Annotated in this window: 26 protein-coding genes and 1 tRNA gene; 13 read left to right on the top strand and 14 right to left on the bottom strand. The window is 54.4% G+C overall.

The window, feature by feature from the left end; genetic code table 11:
• The first annotated feature begins 330 nt into the window (after positions 1–330).
• Positions 331–1,731, top strand: a complete 1,401-nt coding sequence (cycA, locus tag ACJ8PN_RS04490) for a D-serine/D-alanine/glycine transporter (protein WP_028128006.1) — start codon at positions 331–333, stop codon at positions 1,729–1,731.
• Positions 1,732–1,779: 48 nt separating this feature from the next.
• Here the strand turns inward: cycA and ACJ8PN_RS04485 are convergent, their stop codons facing one another.
• Positions 1,780–2,703 carry a DMT family transporter gene (locus ACJ8PN_RS04485; RefSeq protein ID WP_351106720.1) on the bottom strand — a complete coding sequence of 308 codons (924 nt, stop codon included), beginning with the start codon at positions 2,701–2,703 and terminating at the stop codon, positions 1,780–1,782.
• A gap of 67 nt (positions 2,704–2,770) precedes the next feature.
• On the opposite strand from ACJ8PN_RS04485, the gene ACJ8PN_RS04480 reads away from it, so the two are divergent.
• Together ACJ8PN_RS04480 and ACJ8PN_RS04475 are read left to right on the top strand one after the other, a co-directional pair.
• Positions 2,771–3,346 carry a helix-turn-helix domain-containing protein gene (locus tag ACJ8PN_RS04480; RefSeq protein ID WP_015377381.1) on the top strand — a complete coding sequence of 192 codons (576 nt, stop codon included), beginning with the start codon at positions 2,771–2,773 and terminating at the stop codon, positions 3,344–3,346.
• Between the two features lie 117 nt (positions 3,347–3,463).
• A complete protein-coding gene (locus ACJ8PN_RS04475) occupies positions 3,464–3,934 on the top strand; it encodes a helix-turn-helix domain-containing protein (RefSeq protein WP_442534636.1) in 471 nt (156 codons plus the stop codon).
• On the opposite strand, the gene ACJ8PN_RS04470 is transcribed toward ACJ8PN_RS04475, so the two are convergent.
• On the bottom strand, positions 3,918–4,841 hold the full coding sequence (locus ACJ8PN_RS04470; protein WP_351106716.1) for a LysR family transcriptional regulator: 924 nt from the start codon (positions 4,839–4,841) through the stop codon (positions 3,918–3,920). The two genes, ACJ8PN_RS04475 and ACJ8PN_RS04470, sit on opposite strands and share 17 nt — an antisense overlap.
• Before the next feature lie 68 nt (positions 4,842–4,909).
• Here ACJ8PN_RS04470 and ACJ8PN_RS04465 point away from each other — a divergent pair, with 68 nt between their 5' ends.
• The 4 genes from ACJ8PN_RS04465 to ACJ8PN_RS04450 all read left to right on the top strand — a co-directional run bounded on the left by ACJ8PN_RS04465 (position 4,910) and on the right by ACJ8PN_RS04450 (position 7,740).
• On the top strand, positions 4,910–5,527 hold the full coding sequence (locus tag ACJ8PN_RS04465; protein ID WP_131164395.1) for a LysE family translocator: 618 nt from the start codon (positions 4,910–4,912) through the stop codon (positions 5,525–5,527).
• 77 nt (positions 5,528–5,604) lie between these two features.
• Complete coding sequence (gene wrbA, locus ACJ8PN_RS04460) at positions 5,605–6,204, top strand: NAD(P)H:quinone oxidoreductase (RefSeq protein WP_049187536.1); 600 nt, start codon at positions 5,605–5,607, stop codon at positions 6,202–6,204.
• A 235-nt stretch (positions 6,205–6,439) separates the two neighbouring features.
• A complete protein-coding gene (locus ACJ8PN_RS04455) occupies positions 6,440–6,754 on the top strand; it encodes a hypothetical protein (RefSeq protein ID WP_171453732.1) in 315 nt (104 codons plus the stop codon).
• Between the two features lie 185 nt (positions 6,755–6,939).
• Positions 6,940–7,740, top strand: a complete 801-nt coding sequence (locus ACJ8PN_RS04450; protein ID WP_015377376.1) for a DNA/RNA non-specific endonuclease — start codon at positions 6,940–6,942, stop codon at positions 7,738–7,740.
• A 73-nt stretch (positions 7,741–7,813) separates the two neighbouring features.
• On the opposite strand, the gene ACJ8PN_RS04445 is transcribed toward ACJ8PN_RS04450, so the two are convergent.
• The 8 genes from ACJ8PN_RS04445 to ACJ8PN_RS04410 all read right to left on the bottom strand — a co-directional run bounded on the left by ACJ8PN_RS04445 (position 7,814) and on the right by ACJ8PN_RS04410 (position 15,367).
• Positions 7,814–8,335 carry a response regulator transcription factor gene (locus tag ACJ8PN_RS04445; protein WP_442534635.1) on the bottom strand — a complete coding sequence of 174 codons (522 nt, stop codon included), beginning with the start codon at positions 8,333–8,335 and terminating at the stop codon, positions 7,814–7,816.
• Between the two features lie 85 nt (positions 8,336–8,420).
• Positions 8,421–8,945 (bottom strand): hypothetical protein, encoded by a 525-nt coding sequence (locus ACJ8PN_RS04440; protein ID WP_049866670.1) that lies wholly within the window; start codon positions 8,943–8,945, stop codon positions 8,421–8,423.
• Positions 8,946–9,081: 136 nt separating this feature from the next.
• Complete coding sequence (locus tag ACJ8PN_RS04435; protein ID WP_171453731.1) at positions 9,082–10,146, bottom strand: fimbrial protein; 1,065 nt, start codon at positions 10,144–10,146, stop codon at positions 9,082–9,084.
• Between the two features lie 15 nt (positions 10,147–10,161).
• A complete protein-coding gene (locus ACJ8PN_RS04430; protein ID WP_171453730.1) occupies positions 10,162–12,657 on the bottom strand; it encodes a fimbria/pilus outer membrane usher protein in 2,496 nt (831 codons plus the stop codon).
• Positions 12,658–12,671: 14 nt separating this feature from the next.
• Complete coding sequence (locus ACJ8PN_RS04425) at positions 12,672–13,367, bottom strand: fimbrial biogenesis chaperone (protein ID WP_442534634.1); 696 nt, start codon at positions 13,365–13,367, stop codon at positions 12,672–12,674.
• A 54-nt stretch (positions 13,368–13,421) separates the two neighbouring features.
• On the bottom strand, positions 13,422–14,018 hold the full coding sequence (locus tag ACJ8PN_RS04420; RefSeq protein ID WP_369825806.1) for a fimbrial protein: 597 nt from the start codon (positions 14,016–14,018) through the stop codon (positions 13,422–13,424).
• 820 nt (positions 14,019–14,838) lie between these two features.
• Positions 14,839–15,051, bottom strand: a complete 213-nt coding sequence (locus ACJ8PN_RS04415) for a hypothetical protein (RefSeq protein WP_004928089.1) — start codon at positions 15,049–15,051, stop codon at positions 14,839–14,841.
• Positions 15,052–15,279: 228 nt separating this feature from the next.
• Positions 15,280–15,367 (bottom strand) — tRNA-Ser (locus ACJ8PN_RS04410).
• 225 nt (positions 15,368–15,592) lie between these two features.
• Between ACJ8PN_RS04410 and yccA the strand changes: the two genes are divergently transcribed.
• Together yccA and tusE are read left to right on the top strand one after the other, a co-directional pair.
• Positions 15,593–16,252: an FtsH protease modulator YccA gene (gene yccA, locus ACJ8PN_RS04405; protein ID WP_171453728.1), complete on the top strand. Its 660-nt coding sequence runs from the start codon at positions 15,593–15,595 to the stop codon at positions 16,250–16,252.
• Positions 16,253–16,363: 111 nt separating this feature from the next.
• Positions 16,364–16,693, top strand: a complete 330-nt coding sequence (gene tusE, locus ACJ8PN_RS04400; protein WP_004928095.1) for a sulfurtransferase TusE — start codon at positions 16,364–16,366, stop codon at positions 16,691–16,693.
• 34 nt (positions 16,694–16,727) lie between these two features.
• On the opposite strand, the gene yccX is transcribed toward tusE, so the two are convergent.
• The 3 genes from yccX to ACJ8PN_RS04385 all read right to left on the bottom strand — a co-directional run bounded on the left by yccX (position 16,728) and on the right by ACJ8PN_RS04385 (position 18,884).
• Entirely contained in the window at positions 16,728–17,006 is a 279-nt protein-coding gene (gene yccX, locus ACJ8PN_RS04395) for an acylphosphatase (RefSeq protein WP_049239714.1), read from the bottom strand.
• A 156-nt stretch (positions 17,007–17,162) separates the two neighbouring features.
• The gene (locus ACJ8PN_RS04390; RefSeq protein ID WP_171453727.1) at positions 17,163–18,125 is read right to left on the bottom strand and encodes an acyltransferase family protein; all 963 of its coding nucleotides are present in this window, start codon (positions 18,123–18,125) and stop codon (positions 17,163–17,165) included.
• Between the two features lie 381 nt (positions 18,126–18,506).
• Positions 18,507–18,884 carry a hypothetical protein gene (locus ACJ8PN_RS04385; protein ID WP_171453726.1) on the bottom strand — a complete coding sequence of 126 codons (378 nt, stop codon included), beginning with the start codon at positions 18,882–18,884 and terminating at the stop codon, positions 18,507–18,509.
• Positions 18,885–19,263: 379 nt separating this feature from the next.
• Between ACJ8PN_RS04385 and rlmI the strand changes: the two genes are divergently transcribed.
• Positions 19,264–20,448, top strand: coding sequence for a 23S rRNA (cytosine(1962)-C(5))-methyltransferase RlmI (gene rlmI / locus ACJ8PN_RS04380; protein WP_171453725.1), 1,185 nt, complete (start codon positions 19,264–19,266; stop codon positions 20,446–20,448).
• A gap of 61 nt (positions 20,449–20,509) precedes the next feature.
• Positions 20,510–20,827, top strand: coding sequence for a heat shock protein HspQ (gene hspQ, locus ACJ8PN_RS04375; RefSeq protein ID WP_004928104.1), 318 nt, complete (start codon positions 20,510–20,512; stop codon positions 20,825–20,827).
• 60 nt (positions 20,828–20,887) lie between these two features.
• Here hspQ and ACJ8PN_RS04370 read toward each other — a convergent pair whose 3' ends face one another.
• Positions 20,888–21,301 carry a CoA-binding protein gene (locus ACJ8PN_RS04370; RefSeq protein ID WP_171453724.1) on the bottom strand — a complete coding sequence of 138 codons (414 nt, stop codon included), beginning with the start codon at positions 21,299–21,301 and terminating at the stop codon, positions 20,888–20,890.
• 256 nt (positions 21,302–21,557) lie between these two features.
• Here ACJ8PN_RS04370 and ACJ8PN_RS04365 point away from each other — a divergent pair, with 256 nt between their 5' ends.
• On the top strand, positions 21,558–22,223 hold the full coding sequence (locus ACJ8PN_RS04365; RefSeq protein ID WP_171453723.1) for a DUF2057 family protein: 666 nt from the start codon (positions 21,558–21,560) through the stop codon (positions 22,221–22,223).
• Between the two features lie 124 nt (positions 22,224–22,347).
• Entirely contained in the window at positions 22,348–22,806 is a 459-nt protein-coding gene (locus ACJ8PN_RS04360; RefSeq protein ID WP_004928114.1) for a methylglyoxal synthase, read from the top strand.
• Positions 22,807–22,828: the final 22 nt, after the last annotated feature.

Genomic DNA, 22,828 nt, shown 5'->3' with positions numbered 1-22,828 from the left:
CTCGTCGGCGGCGCTGTCAAACGCTTACACTCATTACTTTTTCTCATGCGAATTTTGCAACCCTTTGTTTAATCAACGAGATAAGCCGCATAAGGTCTGTTAATCCCCTCTTTTGAAGAGTAATCTTCCGCTCCCTGAACGTCCGATTTGCCTCCTCCGTGTAAAGATTGATCGACTTTTATCCCGCGTATAAATGTTGTAAACATGTTGCACAAAGGTGGCGTTATTGCACTACCTTACTAAAGCCGGGCCAACCGGATAAATGTATAAAAAAGAGCCACTTCAGAGCTCGCGACTTCACTAATGACAGGTAAAACAGGACATCATCAGATGGTAGATCACTCTAAAATAGCGACTGACGCGACGCCCGCCTCAGAAGATCATCTACGGCGAAACCTCACTAACCGACATATTCAACTGATCGCCATCGGCGGCGCCATCGGCACCGGTCTGTTTATGGGCTCCGGTAAAACCATCAGCCTGGCAGGCCCTTCGATCATCTTCGTGTACATGATCATCGGCTTTATGCTGTTCTTCGTGATGCGCGCCATGGGCGAGCTGCTGCTGTCCAACCTGGAATACAAATCGTTCAGCGATTTCGCCGCGGATCTGCTCGGCCCGTGGGCCGGCTTCTTCACCGGCTGGACCTACTGGTTCTGCTGGGTGGTCACCGGTATCGCCGACGTCGTGGCGATCACCGCTTACGCCCAGTTCTGGTTCCCCGAGCTGTCGCAGTGGATCGCTTCACTGCTGTGCGTGCTGTTGCTGCTCGGCCTTAATCTGGCGACGGTGAAAATGTTCGGCGAAATGGAGTTTTGGTTTGCGATGATTAAAATCGTCGCCATCGTTGGGCTGATTGTCGCCGGGCTGGTGATGATCGCCATGCAGTTCCAGTCGCCGACCGGCACCGTGGCCTCATTCACCCATCTGTGGAATGACGGCGGCATGTTCCCGAAAGGCATCAGCGGCTTCTTCGCCGGCTTCCAGATCGCGGTATTCGCCTTCGTCGGCATTGAGCTGGTGGGCACCACCGCCGCGGAAACCAAGGATCCGGAGAAGTCGCTGCCGCGCGCCATCAACTCGATTCCGATCCGCATCATCATGTTCTACGTGTTCGCCCTGATCGTCATCATGTCGGTAACGCCGTGGAACTCCGTGGTGCCTGACAAGAGCCCGTTCGTTGAGCTGTTCGTGCTGATCGGCCTGCCGGCCGCGGCCAGCGTAATCAACTTCGTGGTGCTGACCTCCGCCGCCTCTTCCGCCAACAGCGGCGTGTTCTCCACCAGCCGCATGCTGTTCGGGCTGGCGCAGGAAGGCGACGCGCCGAAATCGTTCGCTAACCTGTCCAAACGCGCGGTACCGGCCAACGGCCTCACCTTCTCCTGCATCTGCCTGCTGGGCGGCGTGGTGCTGATTTACCTGATCCCGAACGTGATGACGGTCTTCACTCTGGTGACCACCGTATCGGCGATTCTGTTCATGTTCGTCTGGACCATCATTCTGTGCTCGTACCTGGTCTACCGTAAACGGCGCCCGGCGCTGCACCAGAAATCGATCTACAAAATGCCTGCCGGCAAACTGATGTGCTGGGTGTGCATGGCGTTCTTCGTGTTCGTGCTGGTGCTGCTGTCGCTGCGCGAAGACACCCGCCAGGCGCTGATCGTCACCCCGCTGTGGTTCATCGTGCTCGGCCTGTCTTACGTGTTCCTGCGCAAGAAGAAAACCGCGTGATGCAAAAAGGGGCGGATCTCTCCGCCCCTTTCTTTTTACGCCTCTGCGCTAATCCGCTTCCGTCGCCACCGCCGCTTTCCCCTTGCGCCGTACGCGCAGCTCGCTGACCACCACCCCAATCACGATCAAGGCGCCCCCCAATAGCGCCACGCCCGGTAAACGCTCACCGGCGAGCCGCCCGACGATGCCCGCCCAGACCGGTTCACCGGCGTAGATCACCGTAGCGCGCGTGGGTGAAACGCTGCGCTGCGCCCAGTTCATGGTCAGCTGAATCAACGCGCTGGCCAGCCCCAGCCCTATGGCGCTGTACAGCAGGTAATCCGAATACGGCGGCGGCGACTCGCCGGTCGGCGCCATCATCAAAAACGAGGCCAGCGAGGCGGTCGCCAGCTGCACGATGGTCACCCGGCGGATATTCACCTTGCCGGCGAAAGCGCCGATGAGGATGATCTCTGCCGCCATGCCCAGCGTGCCGGCCAGCGTCAGAATTTCGCCGAGGCTCAGCGTCATGTCGGTGCTGCTCGGCGCCGCCAGCAGCATCAGGCCGGTAAAGGCCAGCAGAATACCGATCCACGACATGATGCCGGGGAACCGCCCCAGCACCAGCCATTGCAACAGCGGCACGATCGGCACGTACATGGCGGTGATGAACGCCGATTGGCTGCTGGTGATGGTCTGCAGGCCGACGGTTTGCATGCTGTAGCCGAACATGATCGCCAGCCCGATCAGCACGCCCGCCTTCAGTTCATACAGGGTCAGGCCGCGCAGCACGCGCAGCGAAAACAGCGTCAACGCCAGCGTGGCGGTGGCGAAACGCAGGCCGACAAAAAAGAACGGCCCGCTGACTTGCATCGCATGGTGCACCGCCAAAAAGGTGCCGCCCCAGATCATAGTGATGAAAATCAACACCGCTTCCGGCAGCCTGATCTGCGGAACCACGGCGGAAATAAAGGATTTTTTTGCTGCTGACACCGGCTTGCCCTTCCTGCTGAGTGCAATATAATGCACAGATCCTGCCAGTATGAGATAAAGTCCGGCGATGAGCAATACGGCGCATAACGCGAAAACCGATCCCCCCAAAGTGCTGCAGTACCTGAGCAGCAATCTGCGCGGCTACCGCCAACAGGCGGGCCTGAGCCAGATGGCGCTGGCCGAGCTTTCCGGCGTCAGCCGCCGCATGCTGGCGGGCATCGAGGCCGGCGATCGCAACGTCAGCCTGGCGGTGCTCGACAAGATCGCCGCCGCCCTGGCGATTTCCTTTACCGATCTGATTCAGGCGCCGGAAGCGCGCGGCAGCCACCTGGTGGGAGAGTTGGCCTGGCAAGGCGCACAGCCGGGCAGCCAGGCGCTGTTCGCCGCCAGCGTGCCGGCACGCCAACGGGCCGAGCTGTGGGAATGGACGCTGATGCCGGGCGAGCGCTATGACTCGGCGCCGGACGCCGAAGGCTGGAGTGAAATGATCTACGTGATTGCCGGCACCCTGACGTTGGAACTGGAACAAGGCACGCTGACGCTCAGCGCCGGCGCTGCGCAAACCTTCAACAGCGATCAACGTTACGCTTACGCCAACCACGGCGATCTCCCGCTGCGCTTTATCCGCAACGTCGCCTTCTGACTGCCCGCCAGCCCGCGCCGGCGGCGGATGTCGTGTCGCTGTCGTGCCGCTGTCGTGGCGCCGCCACCCCGCGCCTCCTACACTGGATGACAGTGACAGCGAACTCGGGAGTGCATTATGCAAAAGTACCGCATCAGGCCGTTACGTCTGGAAAAAGGCTGGTCGCAGGAGCAGCTGGCGACCATCGCCGGCCTCAGCACCCGCACCATACAGCGGATTGAAAACGGCGAACAGGCCAGCCTGGAAACCTTGACCGCAATCGCCGCCGCGCTGGGCGTGCAGGTCCGCGATCTCACCTCACCGCCGCAGGCGGAAACACCAAGTGAGGTAAATGAAGAGCAGCGCCTTCGTCGCCAGGTCGCGGCAGAAGGCAAACTGCTGAGCATGGCGGTGCGTTTCGCCGTGATTGGCGTAATGTTGTTCGCCATTAATTGGTTTACCCACCCGCACTATCTCTGGTCGCTGTGGGCGATCGGCGGCATGAGCCTCGCGCTGGTCATGCGGGCGGTGCGCACTCTGCTGCTGCGCAACGTCTTCAGCCGCTGGCAGGAACAGCGGCTGGCGCAAAAACTCAGGCGTCTGCCGTGAGCGTTAGCCACTCGGCCAGCCGGGCCAACGCGCTGCCCGGCACGATCGCCTGCGGCGACAGCAGGTAATAGCCGCTGCCGTCGGGCGTAAAACCGAACGGCGCACTCAACAAACCGGCGGCCAGATCGTCTCGCACTTGCAACCACGGGCCGATCGCGATGCCAAGACCGGCGACCGCCGCCTGCAGGCTGAAATAGAAATGATCAAAGCGCTGCTCCGAATGCCCTGCCAACGTCATCCCCTGCTGCTGCGCCCAGTGCCGCCAGGCATCCGGCCGGGTGGCGGAATGCAGCAGTTTAGTGCCGGGCCGCAAACTCCGCAGGCCGCCCTCGGCGATCGTCATCCTTGCCAACGCCTCGGGTTGGCACACCGGCCCAACCTTTTCACTGAACAGCGCCAGGCTATGCACCTGCTTTCCCCAATCGAAGTCATTGCGCCGGATCGCCGCCGTAATGCCGTCATGGAACGAAAACGGCCCACCACCGGCCACCAGCTGTAAGTTGATATCCGGGTGCGCCTGCTGAAAAGCCGGCAGACGCGGGATCAGCCAACGCATCAACAAGGTCGGTTCACAGGACAAGACCAGCGGCGCATCGAGCGCCTGCTGGCGCAGTTCCAGCGCGGTATGATCCAGAATGCCGAAGGCCTGCTGCGTCGCCTGAAACAGCTTGCGCCCCGCCGCCGTGAGCAGTACCCGCCGATGGCGGCGCTCAAACAACGCCACGCCCAGTTCCTCTTCCAGCGCCCGCACCGCCCGGCTGACGGCGCCGTGCGTCAAATTCAGCCCCTGCGCCGCCTGCGTAAAACTTTCCAGCCGCGCGGCGGCCTCGAAGCAACGCAGCCCGCCCAACGGCAACGGCCTGCCGGTTTTGCGTGAGTTTTTCTCACCGATACTGTCACTATTCATCGTTTGTCACCGAGGAAAATTACTCTTATAAATCAGTCACTCTATTGATAAACACCGCAAGGATAACTATGACTGAACTCATCGCTGTCGTCACCATTACTTTACTCGCCGTGATAAGCCCGGGGCCGGACTTTGCCATGGTCTCGCGCAATAGCCTGTTGCTTTCGCGCCGCGCCGGCGTCTTGACCGCCTGCGGCATTGGCGCCGGGGTGCTGGTCCATGTCAGCTATACGCTGATTGGCGTCGGCGTGTTGATTCAACAGTCGCCCTGGCTGTTTAACCTGCTTAAAGCCATCGGCGCCGCCTACCTGATCTACCTCGGTGTTACGCTACTGCGCAACGCGGCGCACCATGACGCAGCCCCCACAACAGCGCCGGCCGCCATCAGCGATTTCGCCGCCTTGAAAACCGGTTTTTTCACCAACGCGTTAAACCCGAAAACCACCATCTTCATCGTCAGCCTGTTCATGCAGGTGGTTTCTCCGCACACCCCGCTCGGCGTGCAAATCGGCTATGGTCTTTTTATCGCCGCCGTCCATATCTTCTGGTTTGCCGCCGTCGCGCTGCTATTTTCCGCACCGGGCGTCAATGCGCGCTTTTTGCGTTTGCGCCGCGGCATCGATCGTACCTTTGGCGGGCTGCTGATCGCCTTTGGCGCCTTGCTGGCGATCGCCGGCATCAAGTAACGCCGTAACGCCAAGTTCGTCATTCGCTTCTATGCTTATCAGGGGTTTTGTTAATCATCTGAGCGGGAGTACGGAACATGACGAAACTGTTGGTGCTTTATTACTCAATGTACGGCCACATCGAACGCCTGGCGCAGGCGGTGGCCGAAGGGGCGAATCGGGTCGATAACGTAGACGTGACGATTAAACGCGTGCCGGAAACCATGACGCCGGAGGCCTTCGCCAAGGCCGGGGGCAAACAGCATCAACAGGCGCCGGTCGCCACCCCGCAAGAGCTGGCGAACTATGACGGCATCATCTTCGGTACGCCGACCCGCTTCGGCAATATGGCCGGGCAAATGCGCACCTTCCTCGATCAGACCGGCGGCCTGTGGGCTTCCGGCGCGCTGTACGGCAAGGTAGGCAGCGTCTTCTCCTCCACCGGCACCGGCGGTGGCCAGGAACAGACCATCAGTTCGACCTGGACCACGCTGGCACACCACGGTTTCATCATCGTGCCGATCGGCTATGCGACGCAGGAGCTGTTTGACGTTTCACAGGTGCGCGGCGGCACCCCGTATGGCGCCACCACCATCGCCGGCGCCGACGGTTCGCGGCAGCCGAGCAACGAAGAGCTGACCATTGCCCGTTATCAGGGCGAACACGTGGCCAAAATCACCGCCAAGCTGAAAAGTTAAGCGCCCTCCAGCCTCGTGATCCAAAGGGCCGCGCATTCGCACGGCCCCATCTTGTTGCCGACCCGCCGCAAGGTTAGAATGCCTCTCCCCCGGCCATTCAGCGTCTGAAGGCCAGGCCCGAATTCGTTCTGCCCGTCGCTCATCCGCTTTCTGCCCGAGGACGGGCGTTCTGTTTTTTGCGCACAGCGAAGGGAATAAGTCAGTGTCTAAAGATTTTGATGAACTAATAAGAGACATGGATCTTATTATTGAAAATGTAGACAGCTTCAAGGTTCTGGCTCCGCGCGCGCCCGAGCCGGCTCCGGCCCCGCCGCCGCCGGTTCATCACTACGACTCGTTCTGCGAAAACATCGCGCTGAAAGTCGTCTTGAAGGTGCTGCTGTCTTCGGTGGACAAGATAGTCAAAGTGCAGATCGCCAACAAGGTCGAGCAAGAGATCGCCCAGATCGAACAGCAGGTGGTGCGCGCCGGCGGCGGCCCGGTGTCACCGGGCGATCTGGCGCAGATGACGCACTACGTTCGCCGCACGGTCAGCGACCTGCTGGAATAACCCCCTCTGAAACGGCGTCTGTTGGACGCCGTTTTCATTTCTGCGCATTTCACGTACGGCTTGGCTGTACCATGACTGACACATTCACAACATGAATATGTTGCATTGTTGTATTCGTTTCACTGCGATAAGTTTAATTCACTGTAAATATATACAGTATTTTTTAACTTATTGAGGATATGAATATGCGCTTTAACAACAAGATGTTGGCCTTGGCCGCCCTGCTGTTCGCCGCGCAGGCGTCGGCCGACACGCTCGAATCCATCGACAACTGCGCGGTCGGCTGCCCGACCGGCGGCAGCAGCAACGTGTCTATCGTGCGTCATGCTTATACGTTGAACAACAACAGCACCACCAAGTTCGCCAACTGGGTGGCCTATCACATCACCAAAGACACGCCGGCCAGCGGCAAGACGCGCAACTGGAAAACCGATCCGGCGCTCAATCCGGCGGACACCCTGGCGCCCGCCGATTACACCGGCGCCAACGCCGCGCTGAAGGTCGATCGCGGTCATCAGGCGCCGCTAGCCTCGTTGGCCGGCGTTTCCGACTGGGAATCGCTGAACTACCTGTCCAACATCACGCCGCAAAAGTCCGACCTGAACCAAGGCGCCTGGGCGCGGCTGGAAGATCAGGAACGCAAGCTGATCGATCGCGCCGATATCTCCTCGGTCTATACCGTGACCGGGCCGCTGTATGAGCGCGATATGGGCAAACTGCCGGGCACCCAGAAAGCGCACACCATCCCCAGCGCCTACTGGAAGGTGATTTTCATCAACAACAGCCCGGCGGTGAACCACTATGCCGCCTTCCTGTTCGATCAGAACACGCCGAAGGGCGCCGATTTCTGCCAATTCCGCGTGACGGTGGACGAGATCGAGAAACGCACCGGCCTGATCATCTGGGCCGGTCTGCCGGACGATGTGCAGGCTTCGCTGAAGAGCAAACCGGGCGTTCTGCCGGAGTTGATGGGCTGCAAAAACTGACGGAAAAACCCGCTTCGGCGGGTTTATTTTACTCGGGCATCAGACGGCGCTCACTCCGCCAACGGCATCACGCTTACACTCGCTCATCCGCCGCAACAATAAATTGGTGAAAACGTTCGATTTCCAATTTACGCATGGCGTTCATTTTATGCTGGCTGACGGTTTTCTCGGAAATGCCCAACGCCTTAGCGACGCCGGTATTCGGTTTTCCCGCCAGCAGCATGCCCAACACCGAAAGCTCGCGCGGCGACAGGCTCTGCCCTTTGCAGCTCGCGGTGAACATTTTTATTGCCTCAACGAACGTCGTAAGACCGATGTTTTTTTTCAGACAGTTAAAATTCGCCAGTCGCGGCGTTTCCACGCCGGTTAAGACGATCGTATTGTCAGGCCTGTCGATAATATGCGATAAGAAATTCATAACCCGACAGATAGACGAGAAAGAGACGATGACCACTTCTGCATGACAATACATGGCATGTAATCCACGGCGTGCAGATGAATGCAGTCCCATAACTTCAACGCCCTCCAACGACATTAAGATCTGCGATATGCCATAGAATAAATAGTAATCATCAGAAAATATAGCCACTCGCACAGGATCACCCCATTGCTATTTGTCATGGGCGCGTTTTTAACAACGCCCCCATGACAGTCATGTCAATTAACTTTATTGGTTCGACTTACTTAAGTGAAGAACATAATGAGATCAGCAATGCGGACAGCGATGAAAGATATTTTTCATCCAAATTCATAATGCCATCTTCACTGTATTTCACGTTATTATCTAGAATTTCATGAATACTCTCGACGGCGCATACGGCATCCTTCCAAACTACGCGTCGACCGAAAGGCGAAGCGCCGAGATATTGCGCGCTTTGGCGAAAACCAACGATAAAATCGCGCAATATATCGAGCACAATCAATACTTCCTCCCTGCTGACACACCGCTTCATTTGCACTTTATCCAGGAAAACGCTGAGCGTGCTTTGTAAGGAAAACAGGTTCTTGAACAACCCGCCGGCGATATCCTTCGGTGTTTTCACGCTGGTTGATATGACAAAAGGGAGCTCTCCATGCTGCGAGATATATTGATAAAGCCCATTTATCGCCGTCGTCGGCTTAATATCCAAACCGCGAAGAATGACGTCAACCTCATCTTTTAGCGATTTTTCCACTTTGACACCGATCTGGATTTGTTCCGTCATACAATTCATCCTCAACATAGAGATCCGGATTAAACACCAATATTATTCAAGCAAATAATATTCGCCACCAATTACCATGTTAAGATTTTTCTTATATGTGGCAACCTGTTTTTTATTATTAAAAATAACAAAAGAATTATTTATATATAATGTTAAGCGTAGCCGATGTGTTAATTCCCCCGCTGCTCATTGCGGTGGGGCTGTAAGGATAATAATAGGCCGCCATGCCGATGGAAAATTGCGCACCCAAGGCATTGCCGGTTCCCACGTGAAATAATGAAGTCGCCGCGCCTGGCGTCACGCTGGAAAGCGACAGCGTGACGGGATTATTCGGCGAAGCCGTCTTGACCAGCCGGATGCCAATGCCTTTTGCCGCCTCAGCGCTTTTATCAATCAAAACCGTATTATCCGAAGACAACAGATTATTGCTGGATAAAAACATATTGATATCCCGATCGGCCGTGCCGCCGCTTTGCCGATTCTGGCAGCTGAAATTCAGCGTAAAGGGCGTCAGGCCATTTTGCGCCCCCTGAGTAATCTGCGATATCCCCAGCGTCGGCAACTTTACCGCCAGGCCGGCATTGTCGAAAGTGCAGGTCGTCATCTTGGGCGCATACTTGATGGTCATCGGCTGCCCGTACATGTCGCGCTGATCGTAGGGCCAATTGAAACCGTTGAGCAGCCAGGTCAAAATCTTCACCAACTGCTTGGCGGGCCACAAAATGATCTCCAGCAAGGACATCCCGCTCAGATCGGTCACGAACATCACGTCCTTAAGGCTAACCGTGTCGCCGGGTATCGATGTTCCCGTCTTGCTGACCAGACTGAAACGAATATTCATCGGCTGATTCAATTCCGAAGCGGAGTGCGATCCCCAACCGCTAAGTTTTTTGTTGGCGATGTCGTTGGTTATTTCCGCGCGTATCCAATATTTACCGTTGTTGAATCCCAGAATGGTCGCCTTTGTGCTGTCGGTTGACAGGATGCGCGTATAGCCGAATTCGCTGCTCGAGGTTGAACAACTGAATGAACCGCTGTATTGCGTATAAAAACTGCCTTCCCAGACCGGTGTTTTATCGCTGAGCTTATCCGACAAATCGACGTAGATAGGCGGCGCATATTGGATGCCGTTGCCGTAGCATGAAGCGTAACTGTAACCGCTGAACAACAGGGACAGGGTCAGTGCGAGTATCCTGAGCATGGTGTAATTATCCTTTTATCGACATGTGTTGGCTGCGCTGTCCATCGAGATTTTCGGGCGTTCAATCTTGCAGACACCGTCATTCAGCCTGACCTCCAGCGACGTTGGCTGCTGCTCCACCCGCAGATACAGGACGCTGGCCTGCCCGACGAAGCCAATGGCATGCCCGCTTTGATCCGCCACCTCCGCACCAAATGGCAGGGGCTTATTGCCGCGCTTAAAAGCGCGCAGCGTATAGGGCCGACGCCGATCGGTTTCGAATCTCAAATAGTTGACGGCGCCGGCATAGGGCACGCTGTTGGCGATATTGCCGACAATCTCGGCGCCGGAACTGTTGCCGGTATCCGACAATGTCACGGAGTTTTGCCGGTAAGGCGTGGCGTAAGGCACCAAAGCCAGCCCTTCGTCGTTAGTGACGATGCTCTCGTCGCCGTTCACCATCAGCCCTTTGGCCTTGGGCGCGTCCACCACCATCATGGTGTTGCCCATTTCGTTGGACGCCAGCAAATGCCAAGGGATCGCCACCAGGCTGCCGCGGGCGCTCATGCCCAACTGTCGATAGTCTGATGATACACTGTAGGAGCCGCCAACGGTCGTCGCGTTGGCGCGATAGGCGGCATTCACGCTCGCCATGCTGTTGCCGCCGCTTTGATTGCTGCCGGCAAGCGCATAACTCAGACGGTTTGATTCCAGCGCATTGCCGCTCAGGCTCAGCGAGCTTTGCTGATAGTGCGAATCGGTGGCGGATAAGCTGGTGCTGAGATAGGCATTGTTGTCGAACATCGACAACGGCACGCTCAGAGAGAGATAAAACCGCGTCTCTTCTTTGCGATCGGAATTTCTCACGCGACTCGCGGAAATGTTGTAACTGACACGCGCGAAGGCGTTTGAATACCCGAGCTGGTATTCCCGGCTTTTATTCGTATCCGACCAATAGTCGCGCTGGGTGCCGGAGAAATAGAGCGTGCCCCACCCGTCTGCGAGCCTCTGATTCAGGTTCAAATTGAAGGTATTGCGCGGACGAGCGGCGCGAACGGCGTCCCAGGTATTCAAATCCAGCGGGGCAAGCTCATCGTCATCCCGATCGTTCCAATAATCGTGAAAGCGCTTGTCACGCTCGCGGTAGCCTTGATGGGTGTAGATGGCATCGTTGAAACTGTAATAACCTTTGGTCGAATAACGGTATGCCGCCAGCGTGAAGTTGGTTGCGGTAGCGTCCAAAAACTTGCTGTAGGCGATCCGAAAACTTTGCCCATTCTCATTGCGATCCTGCAAATGCGTCGAGGCCTGAGTCACATCGACGGATACCGCGCCGAACGGCAGATTCCAGCCACTGCCCAGCAGCCAGGCGCGATAGTCCTCGCTGAGGATCGTACCGGCGTAACCGGTGACCAGATTATTGAAGCCGTACTGCAGCGTGCCCTGCACGAAAGCGGGCGCATAGTCGGTATCCGCCTGATTGACCTTACCGGCAACCAGGCCATATTTGCTGACGCCCTGCTTCAACATGTTGGGAACGGCGGAAAACGGCACGGTAAAGGATTGTTCCCGCCCGTCGGCTTCCCTGACCACGACCAACAGATCACCCGCAGAACCGGTCGGCAATATATTGTCCAGCGTAAAGGCGCCCGGCGGCACGTTCTCCTGATAGATGAGGTTGCCGTTTTGCAATACTTTCACCAGGGCATTGCTCTGCGCCACGCCCCGTACTATCGGCGAAAAGCCCTGCTGCGAATTGGGCCGCATGTTGATATCCGAGGCTAAAGCGCCGCCCCGCACCCGAATCGAGTCGAACAAATCACCCGGCGAATAGAAATCGCCCATCGTCAGGTTCGATTTTATGGTGGCGAAGCCACGCTGCACATAGCGGGTATTATTTTGCCAATCGCTGCCTTGCCGCGAACTGCTGCGGAAATTGCTGCTGTCTCTGAATTGCCAACCCGCCAGATTGACCCCCGATTCCAAACCGGTATAGAAATCGTCGTTTGACGCCTTGTCGCCCTGCAACGACTGCACGTGGTAATAGGTGGCGTTATAGGCCAGCAGCAACGCAGGCACGCCGCGATCCCAAAATTTGGCGTCAACATAGCCGGCCTCTGCGCGAATCACTCGCGACTGGGGCACCGTCAGCTTAAGGCTCAACGTCCCCACATCGAAGTCCGCCCTTCCTCCTTGCACCAACGTTTGGACGGGGATCGGCCCCTTGTCCACCCCGATGGGCAAACTACTCATATCGATGCCCAACAGGGCGGCGTCACGATGGGCGATGCGAATATCGCCTTTATGTTCGCCGAACTGCAACGAGAACCGCCCTTTCCAACTCTGGTTGACATACACGTCGACCGTTTGCGTGCCTGCCGGCATGTCATTATTGAGGTAAAAACGCGACAGATCGGATTCGCTGGACGCACCGGCCAATAGAGAAGTGTCGAATTTCATCGCCGATGCTTTATTTAACGGTATGAATACAGATGCGGTCAGTATCGAAAGCAATTTTAGTTTAAGCTTCATGGCCGTTCTTCACGTTAGCGGGCTGTAATGGCTTTAGATTTATAAGCCCCCAGGTCGTCGATATAGAGCAGGGTGTAGGGGATATTCCGGCTCACGCCAACTTTGGTCGGGGCAAAGAGGCTGGAATACGGCCCGATCATCACTGAGTCGACCAACAGATTCTTTTTGCCTTTCTGATCAACATTGGCCAACGTAAAATAGTAAGGGCCTTTGTTGATAATCTTAAATCCCTTCCCCGCCGCCTGGAGTTCAATGAAGTCGGTGATGTTATTGACACTGCCGGTTAGCCCTGCCGGACGATAAAATAGCTTGATGCGTGATTTGATGGCTAATTGCAGCGTATTGACGCCCTGCAAATTCTCCGGCGTAGGCGGGATATCCAGCACATTCAAATAAAATACCGACTCACGATCGCCAGGAAGCGCCGCGCTCATTTTTTGTATGCGTAATTGCTGGCCATTATTTCCGGCAACTTTCACAACCGGCGGGGATAACAAGAACGGCACGTTTGCCATTTCAGGCGTCGAGTTTATATCACCGTCATCAATCCATGCCTGCACCAGTGCCGGATCGTCACCATTGTTGACTAACTGAACGATAACATCCTTGTTTTTTTCCGGATAAATAACGCGCGTTCCATTAATTACAATATTGGCATCGGCGCAAAAGCTGCTGAGAAACAATCCAGCAAAGATTAAGCACTGTTTCATAGTCACCCCAGAAGCCAGGCCTTTGCCTTGGGCGTAGGCCTGGCTTAATTGCAATTACAGGTAAGAAATGGTGTAAGTCACGTTGGAACTCAATTCCCCCACTTTTGCTTCCAACGCATTGGTCTTGTAGTAATAGGCGTCCAGCGTCAGCGTTTCGGCATCCGGCGCCGTTTTATCGCCTTTGATCTTGGTGACATAAGGCACGTTCAATGGAATCGGCGTAGATGAACCCGGCTCAGCCAGAGAAAAACCGACGTTTTTCGCTACGGCGGCGTCGCTTTCATTCACGGAGCTGTTCAGCAGATATTTCCCGTCGGTAGAGATATTATTCGCCGAAGAGAAGTAGATCTTCAGCGGCGTACCGGCCGTTCCCGCCGCCGGCGTGCAGCCGGAGAACGTCAGCGAGAAAGATTTCTTGTTTTTGGTGATGGGGCCGACCACGGTGCCCGCATCAGTCACGGAAATCGGGCTGAGCGCAACGGTAAAATCGGCGCTTTTCCCGCCATTGATGGTACAAGTGGTATCCGTAACGGCACCGCTAAACGAAATAACGCCACCGGCGGAATTATCTGCCGCCGTTGCGCCCACAGATGTTAACGCGGCAGCCAATACCGCCAAAGAGATGCCTTGCTTAATCATAATAAACCCCATTACTTTCTTCGCTGAGAGAGCATATATAAAATGACCTACACCATTAAACCGTTTAGAGGCTAACGAAGCTTAGGCAATAGCAGAGTATTGACAGCATCCTGCCATCTAAAAGTTTATATGCGACGGTATATATTTATATATATCCAAGTGTATTCCAAAAGATATCCGGCATGGGAAAAATCTCATTCACCGCCAGATGCAGGACATATTAATTCCAAAAACAAAAAAATTGCAACATCGAATCAAATAATTTTCATGACAATAAAAAAATGAATCGAGCAATGGCCGGAAGGATGTGCGCCTTAAAAGAGTGAGTACGACAGGCTGCTTACTGCGCGGGTTCAATGAGCGCCGCCATTTCCTCATAAAAGCGCTTGTGGCATAAAAAACAAAAAAACCATTGATATAAAAAGAAAAAACACACACAGAGAAAAATCTTAGATTCCTTAACCCCCTTCCTCCCCTCACGTAAGGTTTACTTTTCCCCTACCTTAAAAATTATCCGACCTACCGCTATAGGAGTAGCCCGAGAATGCGACACTCTCTGCACATGAATATTCAGACACACAAGAAACAGCGTCCGAATTTTCTTCGCCCAGTTGATAAGGATGAATTTTTCAGAGAAAAATATATCTTTCCCTATCAATATAAAACCCACCTTTAAAGTATATTAAAAAATATACTGAAGGATAATTCATTTAAATAAATCGCTACAGGGGTCAAACAAGATGGGGGAAAAGAGATGCATCGCGAGTAACGGCGGGAATAAAAAACCCGAGCGCCACAGGCTCGGGTTGATAGCAACACAGACATTCGACGATCAGAGCGGCTTTTCAGTCCGTACGATGCCGTGATTCTTCATCACCTCTTCCATCGTAAGGCTATCGTCATACGGCGTCTCGTCGACCACGACGTCTTTCGGACGCTCATAGGGTTTGGTCGCGCGTTTGAACATCCACCACCATACGAACACCAGGAAAGCGCCGGACTTCAAAAAGATCATGGTCCATAAGGCGACTTGATACCAGTTCATCTCTGTCTCCATAAGAGCATTAAGCAAAATTGATAAGGCGGCGTTGCTTGTCGCACCGGTAACGCCTGGCAACAGCAGGCATCCGAGCGGCCAGCCTTGATAGGTGCATAATCTCACCGACGCATGGCCCTTATCAATAGCCGATCGCGTTTCCTGCAGAAGCGCCCCGGTTTATCCGCACGCAAAAGCAAAAAACCCCGTGCTCAGAGAGCACGGGGTCAGAATGTATGGCGGAGGAGCAGAGATTCGAACTCTGGAACGGTTTCCCGTCGACGGTTTTCAAGACCGTTGCCTTCAGCCACTCGGCCACCCCTCCGCAACGACGCGCACTATAAACAGACCTTATTCGCTTGTAAAGCCCGAACGCGTTCAACCGCACGAAAAATCGCCGCAGGCAAAGCAAGCGGCGATCAAACGAACACCCACCCCGCTGTTGCCATAATGATAACTAAGGGTAAAGATTGGTAAACAAACTTTAATCAAGCCCTTGCGCTGCCTATCATCGGGATTATTTTGTGATGGCCTGATAAGAGAGAGCATTATGGACCGCATTGTCGTCTCATCTTCTTCGCGCGACTCGCTGCTCAGCACGCATAAAGTCCTGCGCAACACCTATTTCCTGTTATCCCTGACCCTGGCTTTCTCAGCCCTGACCGCGACCGCCAGTACAATGTTGGGTCTGCCTGCGCCAGGCTTGCTGCTGATGCTGGTCGGTTTCTACGGCCTGATGTTCCTGACCCATAAACTGGCCAACAGCCCGACGGGCATTCTGGCAGCTTTCGCGCTGACCGGTTTCATGGGATACGCCCTCGGCCCGATCCTCAGTTCGTTCCTGAACGCCGGCGCGGGCGATCTGATCATGCTGGCGCTGGGCGGCACCGCCGCGGTGTTCTTCTGCTGCTCGGCGTATGTGCTGACCACCCGTAAAGACATGTCGTTCCTGTCCGGCATGATGATGGCCGGTTTTGTGGTGCTGCTGGTAGCGGTGATCGCCAACCTGTTCCTGCAGATCCCTGCTCTGCACCTGGCTATCAGCGCGCTGTTCATCCTGTTCTCCGCCGGCGCGATCCTGTGGGAAACCAGCAACATCATTCACGGCGGTGAGACCAACTACATTCGCGCCACCGTTAGCCTGTACGTGTCGCTCTACAACATGTTCATCAGCCTGTTGAGCATTCTGGGTTTCGCCCGCAGCAACTGATCGCGCGTTACGCATGCCTTCCAGGCCCCGCTCCGGCGGGGCTTTGTTTTTTGCGGCCGAAAAAATTTGCTAAACTGGCGGCCGTTCCGAATTATCCGTTATCGAGGCAGTATGTTGGAGTTTGAAGGTCAGGTTATCGACACTGACGCGCAGGGCTATCTGAAAAACAGCGCCGACTGGCATGAGGGCCTGGCGCCGCTGCTGGCCGCGCAGGAAGAGATCGTGCTCACCGAAGCACACTGGGAAGTGGTGCGCTTCGTGCGCGACTTCTATCAGGAATTCAATACGTCGCCGGCTATTCGCATGCTGGTCAAAGCCATGGCGCAGAAATACGGCGAAGAAAAAGGCAATAGCCGCTATCTGTATCGCCTGTTCCCGAAAGGGCCGGCCAAACAAGCCACCAAAATCGCCGGCTTGCCGAAACCGGTGAAATGCATCTGACCGCTCAGCCCGCAGCACCGCTGCAGGCGAACATTTAATAGCGAATGCCAAACCCGGCGTAATCGGCCCCCCCCTGCGGCTCCACCAGCACGCGTTCAACGCGCGCGCTGCGCGGGCCGCCCTGTTTCAACCACTCCACCAGCTTATCCACCTGCGCCTGTGTGCCGCAGGCCACCACCTGAACGCTGCCGTCATCGAGATTGCGCGCATAGCCGGTCACCCCCAACGCCTCGGCCTGCCGCTGAGTGGAATAGCGGAACCCTACCCCCTGCACCACGCCATACACATACGCCGCAATGCAAACTTGTGTCATAATCGCCCCCTGTTGTCTTGTCTAAAGAATAAGGATGTATTGAGTATAGAAACTCAATCAAAAGATAAAAGACGGGGAGCCATAGGACAACAATTTGTCTAATAGAGGCTTATGTAAAAAGTAGACGACCGAGTCCCCTCGGCCGGGACAGACGTTCTATTTTTCGGCGGGTAGCCAGTTGCCCCTTTCCCCGTAAAAGAAAGAGTCGATAAATCTGCTTTTGCCACGCAAGCGGATAAATATGATGATCAGAGCGAAAATAATGGCCGTTACGCTGAGATAAAAACCTGACGTATCCTTATCGACCATTGCTCCGACAAGCAAAATGGGTAACACATGCCAAAGATAAATAGGCAGAGATACCTGCCCCATTTTGACCACTATGCCCTCAATTCTTAGCTTCAGGCGCTTACACAAACTCAGCATCAACAACAACAGCGCAGCATTAAATGCAAACCATGAGGCGGCATCCAGTAGTGCCCCGCTCGGTTCATAATACCCTAATATACCTACGGCCAACGCGATAGCGAACAATGCCAGCGGATTACCGTAAAAATTCTTATCCCCCACCAAGAAGCCTAATAAAAAGAAGGAGTAGTAATAATAGAAACGCTTATCACCAATGAATTTCAGCCAGGCATATTGGTTTTCCAGCGTGTCGGCGTAACAGTACCAGACAATAGACAATATGGCGGAAGTTAACAAAAAGAAACCGAGTAAGAAATTACTCTTGTAAATGACCATAGTATATAGCACAAATATGATCACTGCTGGGATATACCAAAGATGATAGTAGGGGTAGAGAAATAGACCGATGAGTTGCTTTAAGCCTACTTCTTCTGAGGAGTAGAGAGAATAAACACTGTAAACAACGAACGCCAACACATAAGGAATTATCATTCGCCACTGATACTTTTTCAGCACACTAATCACGCCGCCATCAAGAAAATAGCGCCGAACAAAGTAGCCCGTCACCCCTAGAAAAAGCGGCATATGGAAATAATATATTGCCCCACGTAAACCAACATCAGCACTGCCAGGCAATACATGTCCCACGATGACAAGCAAGATAAGCAACCCTTTCAAAAAATCAAACGATAAGCTTCTTTCTTTAGTCATTTAAGAAAAATCCTAACATCTAAACAATAAACATCAGGTGCTCAATAACAGATTAAGTTAAGATTTTTGTCAATGCGAAAAAACCTAAAAATCACAAAAAACTTACAAAAAACTTACAAATCGTCGCCAGAAGGATAGGCTTTCCTCCGTGAGGAAAACGACAGCCTGAAGTCAATTACCACGACAACAAAAACGATATAAATCAAAAAATTAATTAACAAATTAATCTCCCCCCCCTTGAATGATAGGCTCTGCTTGCTCACAAGAAAGCGCACCGTCGACCCGCCGTCGTTGTTACACTTACCGTCGGACAACCAAGCGGTAGCGCTATTCCTATTTCGAGTAAAGCCATCTGCTCCATTGACGATTATATGAGAGGCGTCAATGATTTTTTTTCAAATTATCGAGGGATGATGTAATATCAGATAAATCAACCAACTTGCGAACGACTTTCGTTTTAAAACGATCATCATATTCAACCCGAGCATTTTTTACCTTTAATAACCTATCAATCATTTTGTCCGCTTGCTCGCCGTCGAATCCAAAATAACGGTTGCCGTAAAATCGCTCGCCGTTAATCAACACAGCACCTGAGTTTGGGTTCGCAGTGGGTGGAAATGAAATTTTATAATGCCCAGCCTGAACCGAAATCTTTAATACTCCATCACTTATAGCGTTTTCATCACCATGAAAAACCCACTCGTTAGCTAATACTGTGTTAGTCGTCATAAAAAAAATTAAAAACAAAAAAATCCTCACTGGTGCACTCCCTTCAATTCATATCTTAAAAACAATCAGCAACACTCTTAATTAAAATAAAACATTACTATTCAGCCTTATTTCCTATAAAGCATAATGCCTCAGACGAATATCGGCGCCTACAGGTAACGAGGCGCCTTCACACGCTAATCGACGTGCGTTCACCTCTACCTCGCTATAATACACCTATTTAAGCTGTCATTTCTTCAGTTTGACGGCTGCACTTTCTCTCTCTTCGGTGTGACGTCAGCAGAGATAACGCGATACAATCCGAGCCAACGCGGTAGTGAACACCGTAAGATTCAGCTATGATGACGAACTTATTTTGGCAATTCTTCAAACCCGCCAATTAACCCATTGAATAAAAAGTAGTTTAACCATGCGCTTACATCTCGCCAAAGGACGTGAAAAGTCCTTACTCCGTCGCCACCCTTGGGTGTTCTCCGGCGCCGTTCAACGTGTTGAGGGTAAAGCCCTCTCCGGTGAAACCATCGATATTCTCGACAGCCAGGGCAAGTGGCTGGCGCGCGGCGCCTATTCGCCCGAGTCGCAGATCCGCGCACGCGTCTGGACTTTCCAACAGGATGAAGAGATTAACATCGATTTCTTCATTCGCCGCCTGCAGCAAGCGCAAAGCTGGCGTGATTGGGTCGCGCAGCGTGACGGTCTGGACGGATACCGCCTGATCGCCGGCGAGTCCGACGGCCTGCCGGGCATCACTATCGATCGCTTCCAGAATTTCCTGGTGCTGCAGCTGCTGTCCGCCGGTGCCGAATACCAGCGCCCGGCCCTGCTTTCCGCCCTGCAGCATTGCTACCCGGAATGTTCGATTTACGATCGCTCCGACGTTGCGGTGCGTAAAAAAGAAGGCCTGCCGCTGGCGCAGGGCCCGGTGCTGGGCGATCTGCCGCCGGAACTGCTGCCTATTACCGAGCACGGCATGAAGCTGCTGGTGGACATTCAGCAAGGGCACAAGACCGGTTTCTACCTCGACCAACGCGACAGCCGCCTGGCGGCGCGGAACTACTCTGCCGGCCGTCGAGTGCTGAACTGCTTCTCCTACACCGGCGCCTTCGCCGTTTCCGCTCTGATGGGCGGCTGCGCGCAGGTGATCAGCGTGGATACTTCGCAGGCGGCGCTGGACATCGCCAAACAGAACGTCGAACTCAACAAGCTTGATCTGAACAAGGCGGAGTTCGTTCGCGATGACGTGTTCCAGCTGCTGCGCAACTACCGCGCTCAAGGCGAAAAATTCGATCTGATCATCATGGATCCGCCTAAGTTCGTCGAGAACAAGAATCAGCTGGCCAGCGCCTGCCGCGGCTACAAAGACATCAACATGCTGGCGCTGCAGTTGCTGAATCCAGGCGGCATTCTGCTCAGCTTCTCTTGCTCCGGCCTGATGCCGACCGACCTGTTCCAGAAAATTTTGGCCGATGCCGCTGTAGATGCCGGACGTGATGTACAATTTATAGAGCAGTTCCGCCAGGCTGCCGATCACCCGGTGATCGCCACGTATCCTGAGGGGCTGTATCTGAAAGGCTTCGCTTGTCGGGTGATGTAACTTGAAATGCGCTGCCTTGCCCCCCATATATGAGCAAGGCATTGTTTCTCAGGAGGTCATCATGATTGCCAGCAAATTCGGTATCGGACAACAGGTTAGGCATAAACTGCTGGGGTATTTGGGGGTCGTTATCGATATCGACCCAGAATACTCTTTAGAACAACCCAAAGCTGACGAGATAGCGGCGAACGACGAACTGCGTTCCGCCCCTTGGTACCACGTGGTGATGGAAGACGAGGAAGGCCAACCGGTGCACACCTATCTGGCGGAAGCGCAGCTGGATGGCGAGCCCCAGGAAGCACATCCCGAGCAACCATCGCTGGATGAACTGGCGGAATCTATCCGTCACCAGTTACAGGCGCCACGTTTGCGCAATTGACCGCGCCAAGACCTGAGAAACTCCGAGAGGGCCCGGCATCGCGCCTGGCCCTTTTTTTATTTAGCGCTCCAGCCCTAAACGCGGGATCTCTATTTTTGGGCAGCGATCCATCACCACGCGCAGCCCAGCCTCTTGCGCCAGCGCTGCCGCCTGATCGTTGATCACCCCTATCTGCAACCACAGCGCTCTGGCGCCGATCGCTATCGCCTCTTGCGCCACGCCGTAAGCCGCCTCCGAATTGCGAAACACGTCAACCATATCCACCGGCTGTAGGATAGCGGCCAGCGTAGGGTAAACCTGCTGCCCCAGCAGCGTCTGCCCCGCCAGTTTTGGGCTGACCGGGATCACCTGATACCCTTGTGCCAACAGATATGCCATCACACCATAACTGGGCCGCGACGGGTTATCGCTGGCGCCGACCAGCGCGATGGTTTTCACCTGCTGCAACAGCTCAACAATCTCTTGATCTTGCATCTTCAACTCCCGTTTATCACTGCGTCACTTTCCATTTCGAGTGTAACCGATCGACATTCGCTCGGTTAAACGCTAATGCGAAGGAAACTTCACCGCAATCTTATGGTCAGAGGCTGTCGCGGTTCAGCTGCGCACGGTCGTGTCTAATCGCGATAAAATATGTAAAAATGTAAACAAAATACCCGATTGAAAAATTTTGACACAACCTATGCCGTGTTCAACACTTAGAGCTACGTCACTTTATAAGGAGATAATGATGAAATTTGGTCTGGTGGTTGCGGCGTTGCTCAGCATCAGTATGCCTGCCGCGGCTACGACCCTGAAACTCTCCCCGGACATCGACCTGCTGGTGGTCGACGGCAAGAAAATGACAGGTTCGTTGTTAAAAGGTGCCGACAGCCTTGAACTGGATGGCGGGCAGCACCAGTTGCTGTTTAAAGTGACCAAAACCGTACGTTCCGGCCAGCATACACAGGCCTATACCTCCCTGCCGCTGGTTGCCAGCTTCAATACGCAAAAGATCAGCCAAGTAGCGATCGAACTGCCGCGCATCGAGAACGATCGTGATGCGCAACGCTTTGACAGAACGTTAAATTATCTGGTGGTCGATAAAGACGGCAACGCCTTGCCATTCCGGCATGATGCGCTGCATCCCGACAGCATCACCTTCAATACCGATTTGGAAAAGGTGATGACCGATTACAACCGCCAGAACCGCCCAGCCTCCGTTCCGACCTTTGTGCAGGCGAACGCAGGCAATCCCTCAACCCCCGCGTTGGCCGGCGCACCGCTGAATGCCCCGACGGTGACGTTGAAAGGTGAAAACGTGTCGGAACAGATGTTGCAATACTGGTTCCAACAGGCCGACAAGGAAACACAGAAGCGCTTCCTGCGCTGGGCCAATAAACAACCGATTCGCTGATCCCTCCCGGCGTCTTTCCCCGCAAAGGCGCCTTTTCTTCGCATTTTCAGGCGCAAACGCTAGGCAGTGAAAAACAGTTTCAGTAATCTGTCGCACATCCCCCTGATTAGCGAAGGACACCGAGATGGAATTGACTACCCGCACTATCGCCGCGCGCAAACACATTGCGCTGGTGGCGCACGATCACCGCAAACAGGCCCTGTTGGAGTGGGTAGAAAGCCACAAGACTATTCTGTCGCAGCATCAGCTGTACGCCACCGGTACGACCGGCAACCTGATACAGCGCGCCAGCGGCATTCCCGTCACCAGCATGCTGAGTGGCCCGATGGGCGGCGATCAGCAGGTTGGCGCACTGATTGCGGAAGGCAAGATAGACATGCTGATCTTCTTCTGGGATCCGTTGAACGCAGTGCCGCACGATCCGGACGTGAAGGCGCTGCTACGGCTGGCGACCGTATGGAATATTCCGGTGGCCACCAACCGCTCGACCGCGGACTTTCTGATCGACTCTCCGCTGTTCAAAAGCGAGGTGGAGATCGCTATCCCCGACTATCAGCGCTACCTGCAAGACCGCCTGAAGTAGTCCTCACGGCCTGGCTGCCGCC

This window comes from Serratia sp. CY76391 (assembly GCF_052166695.1).
GTDB lineage: Bacteria > Pseudomonadota > Gammaproteobacteria > Enterobacterales > Enterobacteriaceae > Serratia > Serratia nematodiphila.
The sequence above is the reverse complement of the archived record's forward strand: the minus strand, read 5'-3'. Positions and strand labels throughout refer to the sequence as shown.